Origin of the sequence: Oceanirhabdus seepicola, assembly GCF_023684385.1 — a bacterium.
Taxonomy (GTDB): Bacteria; Bacillota; Clostridia; order Clostridiales; family Clostridiaceae; genus Oceanirhabdus; species Oceanirhabdus seepicola.
In genome coordinates, this window is record NZ_JAGSOJ010000003.1 from 1 (window position 1) to 13,343 (window position 13,343).

The 13,343-nt window shown below is 30.2% G+C and carries 12 protein-coding genes; 6 read left to right on the forward strand and 6 right to left on the reverse strand.

Annotated features, from left to right (window positions below; all coding sequences use genetic code 11):
- The 6 genes from KDK92_RS13850 to KDK92_RS13875 all read right to left on the reverse strand — a co-directional run.
- A partial coding sequence (locus KDK92_RS13850; protein WP_250859928.1) for an AAA family ATPase occupies positions 1 to 845 on the reverse strand: 845 nt, incomplete at its 3' end.
- Positions 846 to 1,427: 582 nt separating this feature from the next.
- Entirely contained in the window at positions 1,428 to 2,678 is a 1,251-nt protein-coding gene (locus tag KDK92_RS13855; RefSeq protein ID WP_250859929.1) for a hypothetical protein, read from the reverse strand.
- Positions 2,678 to 3,805, reverse strand: a complete 1,128-nt coding sequence (locus tag KDK92_RS13860) for a DUF58 domain-containing protein (RefSeq protein ID WP_250859930.1) — start codon at positions 3,803 to 3,805, stop codon at positions 2,678 to 2,680. Before KDK92_RS13860 ends, KDK92_RS13855 begins: the two co-directional genes overlap by 1 nt.
- A 14-nt stretch (positions 3,806 to 3,819) precedes the next feature.
- On the reverse strand, positions 3,820 to 4,770 hold the full coding sequence (locus tag KDK92_RS13865; RefSeq protein ID WP_250859931.1) for an AAA family ATPase: 951 nt from the start codon (positions 4,768 to 4,770) through the stop codon (positions 3,820 to 3,822).
- Positions 4,771 to 5,369: 599 nt separating this feature from the next.
- The gene (locus KDK92_RS13870) at positions 5,370 to 5,819 is read right to left on the reverse strand and encodes a threonine/serine exporter family protein (RefSeq protein WP_250859932.1); all 450 of its coding nucleotides are present in this window, start codon (positions 5,817 to 5,819) and stop codon (positions 5,370 to 5,372) included.
- The gene (locus KDK92_RS13875; protein WP_250859933.1) at positions 5,820 to 6,584 is read right to left on the reverse strand and encodes a threonine/serine exporter family protein; all 765 of its coding nucleotides are present in this window, start codon (positions 6,582 to 6,584) and stop codon (positions 5,820 to 5,822) included. It abuts the gene before it with no gap.
- 269 nt (positions 6,585 to 6,853) lie between these two features.
- On the opposite strand from KDK92_RS13875, the gene KDK92_RS13880 reads away from it, so the two are divergent.
- From KDK92_RS13880 to ortB, 6 genes are all read left to right on the forward strand, one after another.
- Positions 6,854 to 8,221 carry a sigma-54 interaction domain-containing protein gene (locus tag KDK92_RS13880; RefSeq protein WP_250859934.1) on the forward strand — a complete coding sequence of 456 codons (1,368 nt, stop codon included), beginning with the start codon at positions 6,854 to 6,856 and terminating at the stop codon, positions 8,219 to 8,221.
- A 210-nt stretch (positions 8,222 to 8,431) separates the two neighbouring features.
- Complete coding sequence (locus KDK92_RS13885) at positions 8,432 to 9,250, forward strand: 4Fe-4S binding protein (RefSeq protein ID WP_250859935.1); 819 nt, start codon at positions 8,432 to 8,434, stop codon at positions 9,248 to 9,250.
- Positions 9,251 to 9,254: 4 nt separating this feature from the next.
- Complete coding sequence (locus tag KDK92_RS13890) at positions 9,255 to 9,986, forward strand: hypothetical protein (protein WP_250859936.1); 732 nt, start codon at positions 9,255 to 9,257, stop codon at positions 9,984 to 9,986.
- Between the two features lie 435 nt (positions 9,987 to 10,421).
- Positions 10,422 to 11,468 (forward strand): 2,4-diaminopentanoate dehydrogenase, encoded by a 1,047-nt coding sequence (gene ord / locus KDK92_RS13895; protein ID WP_250859937.1) that lies wholly within the window; start codon positions 10,422 to 10,424, stop codon positions 11,466 to 11,468.
- A 138-nt stretch (positions 11,469 to 11,606) separates the two neighbouring features.
- Positions 11,607 to 11,903 carry a 2-amino-4-oxopentanoate thiolase subunit OrtA gene (gene ortA / locus KDK92_RS13900; protein ID WP_250859938.1) on the forward strand — a complete coding sequence of 99 codons (297 nt, stop codon included), beginning with the start codon at positions 11,607 to 11,609 and terminating at the stop codon, positions 11,901 to 11,903.
- A 14-nt stretch (positions 11,904 to 11,917) separates the two neighbouring features.
- The gene (ortB, locus tag KDK92_RS13905; RefSeq protein ID WP_250859939.1) at positions 11,918 to 13,330 is read left to right on the forward strand and encodes a 2-amino-4-oxopentanoate thiolase subunit OrtB; all 1,413 of its coding nucleotides are present in this window, start codon (positions 11,918 to 11,920) and stop codon (positions 13,328 to 13,330) included.
- Positions 13,331 to 13,343: the final 13 nt, after the last annotated feature.

Sequence of the window (13,343 nt, forward strand, 5' to 3'; positions counted from 1 at the left end):
CTTAATACATGCACAGCCATAGCTTTTACATCTTCAGGTATAACATAATCTCTACCCATAATAGCAGCATGAGCTTGGCTAGCTTTCATCAATGCTAATGAAGCCCTTGGACTACAGCCTAATTCAATATTACTTGATTTACGTGTTTCGCTTATGATAGTTAATAAATACTCAACTATTTGTGGACTTATAAAAACCTTGTTATAATTACTTTGAACATATTCAATCTCTTGCATAGTAACAACAGATTCTAAAGTTTCCAATGGATCTTCTAACCTATATCTTTCAAGCATAATCTTTTCTTCATTGAAATTCGGATATCCCATAGAAAGTCTTATAAAAAATCTATCAAGTTGTGCTTCAGGAAGTGGGAATGTTCCAAACTGTTCAACAGGATTCTGGGTTCCTATTACAAAGAAGGGTTTTTGTAATGGTATTGTATTTCCTTCTACTGTGAGTTGCCTTTCTTCCATACACTCTAAAAGAGCAGATTGAGTTCTTGGAGTTGCTCTGTTAATTTCGTCAGCTAGTATTATTTGACTTAAAAGAGGTCCTTTTTTGAATTCAAAATCTAAAGTCTTCTGATTGTAATAATATATTCCTGTCAAATCTGATGGAAGTAAGTCAGGTGTAAATTGTATTCTGTTAAAACTGCAGTCTAATGTCTTGGATAAACTATTTGAAAGTTTTGTTTTACCTAATCCAGGTACATCTTCAAGTAAAACATGTCCAGAACATATAAAAGCTACAATTATTTTATCTATTTTATCTTCTTTTCCTACAATAACTTTGCTTATATTTTCATTTACTTTTGTTCTGAAATCTGTGAATTTGTTAATATCCATTTTTTCTCCCCCATTTGTGATGAAATTTTCTATATTTAAATAGTATAGTTAAATTATAACATCTAGATAATTGATAGACTAATTACGTTATTGTAATTAGTCTATCGATTTATAAGCAAAAATGGAATATTATCCTAGTGAAAATAGGGTAATATATAAATTTACCGTATTAATTAGAATTATTCTAAATATAAGAAGTTTTCAGAATATTGGCGGCAATTGCGCTTTAATGTTGCATGTTTTAATGTTAATAATGGAAGAGTTACATTTTTGTAATATTCCATTAAAATGCCTTACGAAAAAGTAATCAAAACAAGTATGATTAAAAAATTAACAATTTTATTGAATTTATTAGAAGTAAGAAAAATTAGTTGTAAAAACAAAACAGGCCATCAAAAGTAGGGAAAGCTAAATTTGATGGCTTTTTAATATTCAAATTTAAATAAAGTTTTTCATAAAGAAAATCAAACCCAATCTATATAAGTTTACCTGGTGACTGTTGCATATATCTAAATAGTAACTAGAAAAGGAACTCCTGACGATAACTATTTGATACGTCTAAAAGATACACTTGGGGCATTTTTATAACTGTTTCTTTATTTCAATATAATTTTCCTTGATTTTTCTATATTGTTTTTCGTTCATTTCGTGATCTGAAAATTTGGCTTCATTATATATTAAGGCTATCTCATCTAACTCATTAAGGGTATCTACTTGAAGCTTAGTTACTTCTTTAAGTTGAGAGGCGGTCATAGAGCTCTTAAATATTTTCTTATTTTTTGTGGCGGTTTGAAATTCTTTAAAGACTTCAAGAATTCTCATAGTAATACTCAAATTTCCTTTAAAGGTTTTTTTAAAAAACTTTTTTACTTTTCCACTTTTTTTATTTTCCGTAGCTGTTTTTATTTGCTCTCTTATTTCTTCTGTGTCTTTTTTTATAAATTGAAACTTACTGATAAGTTTCAATAAAAGCTTTGCAATTATAAATACTATAATTATAAAGAATAAAATTTTGAGGACTTGAGATATAAAATAATTCCCTTCATATTGTGGGGTAAGTCCTTGATCAAAAATATCTCTATGTGGAATATAGGTTTTCATACGAGCCAGCAATTCGTCTGCATATGCAGGGTCTATATGTGCACGCATTACATCAACGGCTTTTTCCAAAAGTGTAAGAGGCAAATGTAATAACCATAATAGTACATTGAGGACTTTGTCAATGATAAACATTAGGCACTTCTTAAAAATAATTTCAGTTTTACTAAAACACGCTAAAGGTATGACAACTGAAATAAATAGATTAAAATATTTTGAATACTTACTTCTAATTTTGAACTTGAAATTTCTACTTTCTCTTAGAAGCATAATAATGACAACTAGTAAAAACACATAATATCTAAATAGATGAAAAGCAAATTCTTTATCTACTATCATAGTCAGTATACTCACTGTAAAAGAAACTATTAATGCATTTACAGACATTGTTTTGCAATTATCATAATCAATAGCTTTTTCTTCAATGCAATTCATATAAACTATCATAGATGCAGTATATATGCTGTATGTAACACCGATAAAAAATGTATAATTTACGAAATACAATGTTATACAAATTATAATAGGAATTATACAAGAAATAATTTTTCTATGAGTAGTATTCAACTTAGTATATAGTAGTTGCATAATAAAGCATCCAAGTGTGGTAAATAAAAATAAATCATGATTAATATCTATTCCACCAAACACATTAATTAAAAAGGACCAAATAATAAATGATAAAAGTAATATAGAGAAAGTTATTAAGGTTTTAATTTCTCTTTCCCAACTCATTATTTCGCCTCCTCTATAAAGTCTAGTTTTTCTATTCCTTGAATTTTGCATAAATTTGATTCTTGTGAAATATCTATTAATTTAATATTTATTCCTTGCTTAGCTAACTTGCTAAAAATGTTACAACATCGCTCATTAAGGTAAGGGGTTATAACAACATAAGTTTCATTTCTATTAAAATTTTTTCTGTTTATTTCTAAAAATTTATCAAACTCAACTTCAGTTAGATAATCCATTCTAGCACATAATTCCATAATCTTTTCAAAAGAATTAACAGCAGGTATAACTTTATTAATAGTTTTTGAACCCCTAGTAATTATTCTGGCATTCGTCCACATTCCAGTAGGTATGCTGTCTTTTAATGCCTTCTGCGCTAAAGTTGCAGCTATTTTTATACCAGACTCAATTCTATCGGCAAGTATCCCACTATATGCTATATCGCAACATTGAACATTAATTATAAAAACAAGTTCTCTCTCTGAGGTATAATCATATTCTTTTACCATAAGCTTATTCATTTTCATACTTGATTTCCAATGTATATCTTTCATTCTATCTTCTGTGTTGTATTCTCTAATTCCTTTAATATAAAGAGGGTCTTTAAATATCCATCTTCTTATAATATTATCACCAAGTGAATTCACTGTTTTAAATCTAAAATCGCATAAATCCATAATTTCAGGATATACAACCACCTCATTAAAATTATCTACATCTCTAGTTTGAGCACTAAATCCAAATACATCTCCAACAGTTATTTCCATGTAATGAAATAAATAAGTGCCTCTTTTATTAACTTTAACATTGTATTTTCTTCGTCGTCGTTCGTAGTTCATCATATTATACATTGAAATATGAAAAAACTTACTACCAGCATCCTCTATAATTATATTCTCAACATATTCAAATTCATTTGGTAACATTTGCTTGATAAGCAAAAAAGATACTGGAAGCCATTTGTTATTTTCCACAACTGTTTCTAGTGTGAAAGATTCACCTTGATGTACTTTGTTATTTTCTATATTTCTCTCTATTTTTAATTTTTCAAATCCCTTAACCTTTGTTATTTCTCCTAGCATAATCAAAATGCAAATAATTAAACACATAAACAGTATTTTAATAAACATAATATCACCCTTTACTATATTTCTTCTAGTGGCGTGTTTATAGAACTCAATATGTCTTGTATAGCTTTTTCTGAAGCGTCTACACCGATACTCATATCATTTTTTAGTATTAACCTATGGCTTAATACATGCACAGCCATAGCTTTTACATCTTCAGGTATAACATAATCTCTACCCATAATAGCAGCATGAGCTTGGCTAGCTTTCATCAATGCTAATGAAGCCCTTGGACTACAGCCTAATTCAATATTACTTGATTTACGTGTTTCGCTTATGATAGTTAATAAATACTCAACTATTTGTGGACTTATAAAAACCTTGTTATAATTACTTTGAACATATTCAATCTCTTGCATAGTAACAACAGATTCTAAAGTTTCCAATGGATCTTCTAACCTATATCTTTCAAGCATAATCTTTTCTTCATTGAAATTCGGATATCCCATAGAAAGTCTTATAAAAAATCTATCAAGTTGTGCTTCAGGAAGTGGGAATGTTCCAAACTGTTCAACAGGATTCTGGGTTCCTATTACAAAGAAGGGTTTTTGTAATGGTATTGTATTTCCTTCTACTGTGAGTTGCCTTTCTTCCATACACTCTAAAAGAGCAGATTGAGTTCTTGGAGTTGCTCTGTTAATTTCGTCAGCTAGTATTATTTGACTTAAAAGAGGTCCTTTTTTGAATTCAAAATCTAAAGTCTTCTGATTGTAATAATATATTCCAGTCAAATCTGATGGAAGTAAGTCAGGTGTAAATTGTATTCTGTTAAAACTGCAGTCTAATGTCTTGGATAAACTATTTGAAAGCTTTGTTTTACCTAATCCAGGTACATCTTCAAGTAAAACATGTCCAGAACATATAAAAGCTACAATTATTTTATCTATTTTATCTTCTTTTCCTACAATAACTTTACTTATATTTTCATTTACTTTTGTTCTAAAATCTGTAAATTTACTAATATCCATTTTTTCTCCCCCGTTTTCGATAAAATTTTCTACATTTAAGTATTATAGTTAAATTATAGCATTTACTCAATTGACAGACTAATTACAATAATGTAATCTAAGGAGGAAAATTGTAAGCTTAAATAAAATATTATCTAGTATAAATTTGGTATATAAAAAATTATCTTATTAAAAAGGACTAGTTACTGTCAATAATTACTATTTAAATATAAAAAAAATAACAATATTGACGGTAATTGTACTTTAATGATGAATATTTTAATGTTAATAATAGAAAGGTTACCTTTTTGTAATATATCATCAGTTTACCTTACGAAAAATGAATAAATGAAGTGAGATTTCTTCATAAAAGTGACTATCACTGTAAGAAATTGATTATGGAAATGGTCTTTGCAAGAATTTGAGATTCTAAGCGACTAAAGTAGATATTCTGTTACGTGAAGGTGAAATTTAAAAAATTAAGAATTTTATTGAATTTATAAGAAGTAAGAAAAATTAGTTTAAAAACAAGACAGGCCATCAAAAGTAGGTAAAGCTACTTTGATGGCTTTTAATATTCGAATTTTCATTAGTGAATGGTCAGCGAAATCATTCCATAATTACTTTTGCATGCTCATTCTTTTTTTCATATTGATCATTCTAAAAATAGAATATATAAAAACAATACCTATAGCTATAGTTACAGCTTCAGTCAAAGTGTTAATGCCAGTAGTAACTGCTCTGTCATATTCATGGTTAACATATTGATAGACTGTACGGTACATTCCTCCACCAGGAACTAAAGGAATCATTCCACATACAATAAAAGCTGTTGCTGGTGTTTTTGCTTTTCTAGCCATCACTTCCGAATATAAAGACATTAGTGCAGACCCAATAAAAAGGGCAAAAGTATTGTTAAAATCTACTGAAAGAAGTAGCGAATAAAATAACCAACTTATACCTCCACTTAAAGAGGCAGTTAATAGATGCTTTTTCTGAATATTAAATTGAATTCCGAATCCTAAGGAAGCTACTATCGCCAATAAAACTTCAAATATGATTCTGCCCATCTATATCACCCCTTTCACGTAATAAAACAAAGAAAAAATTATCACTGAACCAAGAGCAATACCAAGGGCCACAAATAAAGCTTCCATAACTCTAGAAATACCTGAGTAAAAGTCCCCAGCAATAGTATCTCTTACACCATTTGTAATAGTTAAACCTGGTACCAGTAACATTATAGAGCCTATAATTATTACATTTGATTCAATATTGATGAATAGAGAAGAGAACAGGGCTATAAAACTTGCCAAGGCTCCTCCAAGAATATTAGTGAAAAAGTCATTTAATTGTAATTCGTCACATTTTTTTAATAAAACTTTTATTATACAACCTATAATAATGGATATAACAAAGTCTAAACTTTTACCTCCAAATAAACCTGTAAAGCATCCGGCAACAACACCACCAGCTAATATTTGTGTAAAATATTTATAGTTCGTACCATGTTTGATTTTCACTAGTTCTTTCTTTACTTCTTCTAAAGAAGCTGATTTATTGGATATTTTTCTTGAAAGTTCGTTTACATTGTGTATCTTGCTCAGATCTATAGTTCGTTTCTTAATTCTCTTAATAAATGTAGTAGGATTTCCATCTTCATCTTTTAATGAGATCATTATCACTGAGGGAGTTACAAAACTCTCTACCACATGTACGTCATAAGCCTTGCAAATGATTGTAATTGTTTCTTCAACACGGTAAACTTCTCCACCGTTTTCTAATATAATTTGACCGGCAGTTTCAGCAACTTCTAAAATATCTTTAATAGACATACACACACCTCCTGAATATATAAAGGATAAATTATAAACCAGTTATTCTTTGCAGAGAAGTAATAACCCCCTATAAATTAATTCGTTTCATTATACATAAAATCTTGGTAATTATCAATAAGAATTTTTCAAGAAAAATAATTCATAATAGTTGGAATTATTTTAGTAAAGATGGATAGGAATAGAAGATTACTTACTAGTTATTTATTGCAATATGTTTTATAATTAAAAAAACAATAAATAATGGTGGGAGGAATCTTAGAAAGACTATGAATAAGGATAGAATTATACTTGAGGAATTGATAAATAATCTTCATGATGGAATACATATCATTGATGAGAAAGGTACCACCATATACTACAATGAGGCAATGGCAAATCTTGAAGGGACAACAAGAGATGAGGTTCTTGGAAAAGGCATCACAGAATATCTAGGTCAACTTAAGGAAGAGAATTCTACATTATTAGGTGCAATTAAGAATAAGAAGAAGTATTCTGAGATACTACAGGAATATTACAATAATAATAATAAATTAATAACAACAATTAATACATCAATACCAATACTTAATGAGCAGAAAGTTATAGGAGCAATTGAGATTTCAAAAAATATGACTCAAGTGAAGATGCTTAATGAGAAGGTATTGAAACTTGAAGAGAAAGAAAGAAAATCAAATAATGGATATTCTTTTAAAGATATTATCGGAAATAGTACTGAAATGAGAAGTGTTGTTAATAAAGCAATGAGAGCTAGTTTGTCAAATTCATCTGTGCTTATATATGGTGAGACTGGATCAGGAAAAGAAGTTCTTGCTCAGAGTATTCATTATAATGGTATAAGAAGAGATAAACCATTTATAGCTGTAAACTGTGCAGCGGTACCTAGTCCGCTATTAGAGGGAATGTTTTTCGGTACAGTAAAGGGAAGCTTTACTGGTGCAATAGACAAGAAAGGTTTGTTTGAAGCTGCTCACAGAGGAACTCTCTTATTAGATGAGCTTAATTCCATGGATACTCACTTGCAATCCAAACTTTTAAGGGTATTGCAAGAAGGATATATTAGACCTTTAGGTAGCAATAGAACAATCGATGTTGATGTGAGAGTTATTGCAACACTCAATGAAAATCCAGAGAAACTTATAAAAGAGGGGAAGCTTCGAAAGGATCTATATTACAGATTGAGTGTGGTAAAGTTTGATATTCCACCTTTAAAGGATAGAAAAGAAGATATTGAAGAATTGGTAAATCACTTTATCCAATATTATAATAAAATTCTTGGTAAAGAAGTAATAGGTGTTAAAGAAGAAGTTATGGAAAGGCTAATTAATCATGAATGGCCTGGTAATATACGAGAGTTAAAGAACGCTATTGAATCGGCAATGAATATGGCAGAGGATTATAATAAAATTGGTTTAGAAATGTTTGAAGAAAAGTTTAGTAGGGGAGAACATGAAAAGATAGTACTTAATGGGAAATCCCTTGATGAATATCTTGGTAATGTAGAGAAAAATATTATTCTAGATGCGTTGCTTAGAATGAATGGTAATATTTCAAAGACAGCAGCATATTTAAAAATATCAAGACAATCTCTTCAGTATAAAATCAAAAAATATAAAAATGACACTAATGGAAATTAATATTTTTCTCACATATGAAAACTATCTAAGTTTATTAAATAACTTTGATAGTTTTTTTTATTTTCACAATTCTATCACAATTATAACAATATTTAATCAAATATGAGGATTATTATATAAATGTAAGACATAAAGGAAGTATTTAAGGTACTTGGATGTTACTAAGTTAGTGATGTACAGTAAAGAACTAAAATATATGGGGGAGTGAAAATGAAAAAGAAATTAAAGACTAGAGGTATTATTCAGAGTTTTTTCTTTATCCTTATTGCATTTATTGCAATAAACAAAACATTAGTTGAATCAGGTAAAGGGTTTAAATTTTTATCGTCAGCATCTCTACATGCAATATGTCCATTTGGAGGAGTTGTATCAATTTATCAATTTTTATCAGTGGGTACCTTTGTTAAGAAAATACATGAATCTTCATTTATATTAATGATAATTATTTTTATAATTGCAATTGGTTTTGGTGCGATATTCTGTGGATGGATTTGTCCTTTTGGAACGATTCAAGAATGGATTAGCAAAATAGGTAAAAAAATATTTAAGTCAAAGCATAATAATTTTATTCCATTAAAGTATGATAAATATTTAAGGTTTTTAAGATATTTTGTATTGATATGGGTTGTATATGTGACAGCTGTAACGGCAAAAATAGGATTTTCAGATATTGACCCTTATTATAGTTTGTTTAACTTTTGGACAGGTGAGGTAGCAGTTACTGGAATGGTTATTCTTATAGTAACACTATTGGCTTCGATTTTTATTGAAAGACCTTGGTGTAAATATCTTTGCCCATATGGAGCAGTATTAGGGATTTTTAATCTATTTAGAATATTTAAGATTAAGAGAAATACTAAGAGTTGTATATCTTGTAAGGCTTGTGATAGAGCGTGTCCTATGAATATAAAGGTTTCTGAAGTTAAAGAGGTTAGAAATCATCAATGTATATCTTGTATGAAATGTACATCTGAAGAGGGTTGCCATATAGATGATACCGTAAGTTTTACATGTAAAAGGAGGTCTTAATAATATGAAGTTAAATTCAAAAACCATAGGGATTATTCTTATTGTAATTTTATTTGGAGGAATTAGCCTTTCTAAAGGGTTGAATATTTGGCATACTGAATCAACTAAAGTGCCTGTTGTATTTAAAGAAGGGGAATTTGAGGGAGAGTATAATCCTGCTGATATAAGAGGTTCCTATACATTTGAAGATATAAATAATGCGTTTCAAATATCACCTGAAGAATTGGCAAAAGCTTTTGGATTAAATAATATTGGTGAAGCTTCTTTAATTAAAGTAAAAGACTTGGAAGATTTATATGGTGGTTTAGAAGGGGATAAGGAAATTGGAACAGCTTCAGTTAGATATTTTGTTGCACTTTATAAAAATTTACCTTATGAAATGGTTGAGGAGATTTATCTTCCTAAATCAGCAGTTGAAATGTTGAAGACTGAAAAAAAAATCAGCCAAGAACAAAAAGAATATCTTAATGAACATACAGTGGATATATCAAACATAAAAGATCAGAATGAGATTTCGGAGAAGGACTCTGAAGATAATGATGAAAAGTTCATAAAAGGAAAAACAACTTTTGAAGAAGTAATAGATTGGGGAGTCTCTAAAGAGAGCTTAGAAGAAATAATTAATGGGAAGATATATGATGAAGCTGTAGTTATAAGAGACTACTGTATGGAAAATGGAGCAGAATTTTCTCAAATAAAAGAAGCAATTCAGAAAAAAATAGATGATATAGGATAAATTTCACTATAGAATTTATTAAAAATTTTTTTTTGAGATTGGTTATGCATAATATGGGAAAAGAAAGTGCTGAAAAATCGGCACTAAGGTGCAAAAATATTTGCATAAAAGAAGTTAAAATAAAAAAATAATATTCAAAAAAGTAATATTTTTACAAAAAGGTGCAAATTATTTTGCACCTTTTTAATATTACGTGAATACTGAAATGAATAAAGTGAATAAATATTCTAAAAATTTAGAAATATTCAAAGATTATGGTGAAAAATATAAAAAAAGAAAAATAATTTAGTGCAAAACTTGGCACGGAAATTGCTTAAATAATAAATGTGAAGAAATTTGAGATAAATACAATGTATTTTTAATGATAAATCGCAGATAATATTAAATCTGTGTATTAACGAATTTATAATAAAAAATAAACAGGGGGAATTAAAAATGAGAGAAAACGTTAAAATTGCTATTTGGGGATTTGGAGCTATGGGAAGTGGAATGGCTAGAATGCTTCTTAAGAAAAAAGGTGTTGAGATTGTAGGAGTTTGTGATATGCATCCTGCAAGAGCAGATAGAGATATGTATGAAGTTTTAGGAATTGAAAGAGGAGATAGAAAGCCAGTAATAATTAATAAGAATATTGAAGAAGTTGTAACAGAAAAATGCTGTGACTTATGTTTATGTGCTACAGATTCATTTACACAAAAAGCTTTCCCAAGATTAAAATATGTTCTTGAAAAGAAAGTTAATGTAATATCAACAGCAGAAGAGATGTCATATCCTCAAGCTCAGAATCCAGAACTTGCTGCAGAGTTAGATAGAATCGCAAAAGAAAATGGAGTTTCAATTTTAGGAACTGGTATTAACCCAGGACTAATAATGGATTTATTAGTTGTATGTTTAACTGGATGTATGACAGATGTTGAACATGTTGAAGCAAAGAGAGTAAATAGTTTATCTCCATTTGGACCAGCAGTAATGGAAGAACAAGGTGTAGGAATTACTGTAGAGGATTTCAATAACGGTGTTAAAGATGGCTCTTTAGCTGGACATGTTGGTTTCTCAGAGTCTATCAGAATGATTGGAGATGCTATTGGATGGAATGTTGAAAAGCTTGAGCAACAAATGAAGCCAATCGTTACAACTGTTGATAGAAAATCACCATATGGATTTGCAGCAGCTGGTAATGTAGCAGGTGTTAACATGACAGGACAAGGATATGTTGATGGAGAAGTTAAAATTGATATGATTCACCCACAACAAATAGAGCCAGAGATGGAAGGAACATTCACTGGAGATTACATAACAATCAAAGGTACTCCAGAAGTAAATATGGCAATCAAACCTGAGGTTGAAGGTGGACTAGGAACAATCGCTATGTGTGTTAATATGATTCCACAGGTTATTAATGCTGATGCTGGATTGAAAACTATGCTTGATTTACCAGTACCTAGAGCAATCATGGGTGACATGAGAAACATGATTAAATAGATAAAAATAAAAAATATAAAAATATAAAAATAAAAAATATAAAAAAATAGATATAAAGATATGATTGATTATTAAAATGAGGATTTTGAATATGATTTAAATGTGTTTTGGAAATAACCCAGTAGGACGGTGATTAATATGATAAAAAAAGGTACTTGGGTGGAGGTTGAGAGAACAGTCTTAGAACCAGAAGAGAGATCACCTCATATACCTGAAGATACTAAGAAAACTCCTTTGATTATGTGGATTAAAGGTTTCTGCCTTGAGGACTGTGAAATAGGTGAGTGGGTTAAGGTAGAGACAATAATAGGAAGAGTTGAAGAAGGTAAGGTAGTGAATGTTGAGCCAAACTATACTCATAGCTTTGGAAATTATATTGGAGAAACATCATATATAGGAAAGCAAGCAAAGGCTATTCTTAGAGGAGAGGAATAAGGGGGTGAAGTGGAATGAACAAGTATGAAAAGATGATGGGAAGAAAAAGCGAGATAATGATAAAGTCTGTCGGTGTTGATTATGATCAGTATGAATATGGGAAAATTGCTTTTGATTACGAAAAATTAATGAGAGATACAGGCTATACTCTTGATGATGTTATGAAGATTCAGCAGGAAACAGGAGTAGGTAATACACCTTTATTAGAACTTAGAAATATGACTGAACTTGCTAGAAAGGTATCTAAAACAGGTAAGGCTGCTAGGATAATGGTAAAGGATGAACAATGCAATCCATCTGGAAGCTATAAGGATAGAAGAGCATCTGTTTCAGTATTTGAGGCAAAGAAAAAAGGTTATAAAGGTGTAGTTTCAGCAACTTCTGGAAATTATGGAGCTGCAGTTGCTTCTCAAGCTAATATGAGAGGTCTAGATTGTATTATTGTTCAGGAGTGTTTTGATTCAAGAAAAGTTGGTCAACCTGAGATTGTAGAGAAGGCTAGAAAGTGTGAATGTTTTGGTGCTGAAGTACTTCAATTAACTGTTGGACCAGAACTTTTCTACACATTCTTAAAGGTGTTAGATGATACATCTTTCTATAATGCTTCACTTTACTCAAATTACGGAGTAGCTGGTGTTGAAACTCTCGGTTATGAAATAGCTGAGGAATGTAGAGAGAAATTTGGTAAAGATCCAGAAGTTGTTATATGTACACATGCTGGAGGAGGAAATCTTACTGGTACAGCGAGAGGACTAAAAAAGGCGGGAGCTCTTCAAACAAAAGTTGTTGGAGCATCAGCTAATTTATCAGGACTTCATATGGCATCTGATACTCAATTTAACAGAAAGTCATTTACAACAGGGCATACTGGTTTTGGAATACCATTCATGACTAACCCTGATAGATCAGATGTTCCTAGAAGCGCAGCTAGACCGTTAAGATATATGGATAGATATGTTACGATTTCACAAGGTCAGATATTCTATATGACTGAGTTACTTGCTCAAATAGAAGGCCTTGAGAGAGGACCTGCTGGAAATACTTCTCTTGCAGCTGCATTTGTTATTGCTCAAGAAATGGAGAATGATGAGATTATTGTAGTTCAGGAAACAGAATATACAGGAGCAGGAAAACACGTTGGCCCGCAGCTATCATTTGCTAAGGAGAACGGTATTAAGGTTATGAAAGGGAATCCATCAGAAGAAATCCCAGGAGAGAATATAATACTTCCAGAGCATCCAGAAAAGTTTACTCTTCAAGAGATGGATCTTAATGGATACAGAAGATCATTGATAAAGAATGTAGTTAAGGGATTAGAAGATAAGACAATTGGAAAAGAAGATCTTGAGTATCTATGCGAAGAAACTAGACTTGATCAAGTTAAAGTATTAGAGATGTTAAGCGAATTCGATATATGTGTAAAATAATTATTATGGAGGA

Bases quoted from the DNA above. Each gene is read 5' to 3' on its own strand.
- KDK92_RS13855 (WP_250859929.1), bottom strand. From the start codon at position 2,678: ATGAGTTGGGAAAGAGAAATTAAAACCTTAATAACTTTCTCTATATTA.
- KDK92_RS13860 (WP_250859930.1), bottom strand. From the start codon at position 3,805: ATGTTTATTAAAATACTGTTTATGTGTTTAATTATTTGCATTTTGATT.
- KDK92_RS13865 (WP_250859931.1), bottom strand. From the start codon at position 4,770: ATGGATATTAGTAAATTTACAGATTTTAGAACAAAAGTAAATGAAAAT.
- KDK92_RS13870 (WP_250859932.1), bottom strand. From the start codon at position 5,819: ATGGGCAGAATCATATTTGAAGTTTTATTGGCGATAGTAGCTTCCTTA.
- KDK92_RS13875 (WP_250859933.1), bottom strand. From the start codon at position 6,584: ATGTCTATTAAAGATATTTTAGAAGTTGCTGAAACTGCCGGTCAAATT.
- KDK92_RS13880 (WP_250859934.1), top strand. From the start codon at position 6,854: ATGAATAAGGATAGAATTATACTTGAGGAATTGATAAATAATCTTCAT.
- KDK92_RS13885 (WP_250859935.1), top strand. From the start codon at position 8,432: ATGAAAAAGAAATTAAAGACTAGAGGTATTATTCAGAGTTTTTTCTTT.
- KDK92_RS13890 (WP_250859936.1), top strand. From the start codon at position 9,255: ATGAAGTTAAATTCAAAAACCATAGGGATTATTCTTATTGTAATTTTA.
- ord (WP_250859937.1), top strand. From the start codon at position 10,422: ATGAGAGAAAACGTTAAAATTGCTATTTGGGGATTTGGAGCTATGGGA.
- ortA (WP_250859938.1), top strand. From the start codon at position 11,607: ATGATAAAAAAAGGTACTTGGGTGGAGGTTGAGAGAACAGTCTTAGAA.
- ortB (WP_250859939.1), top strand. From the start codon at position 11,918: ATGAACAAGTATGAAAAGATGATGGGAAGAAAAAGCGAGATAATGATA.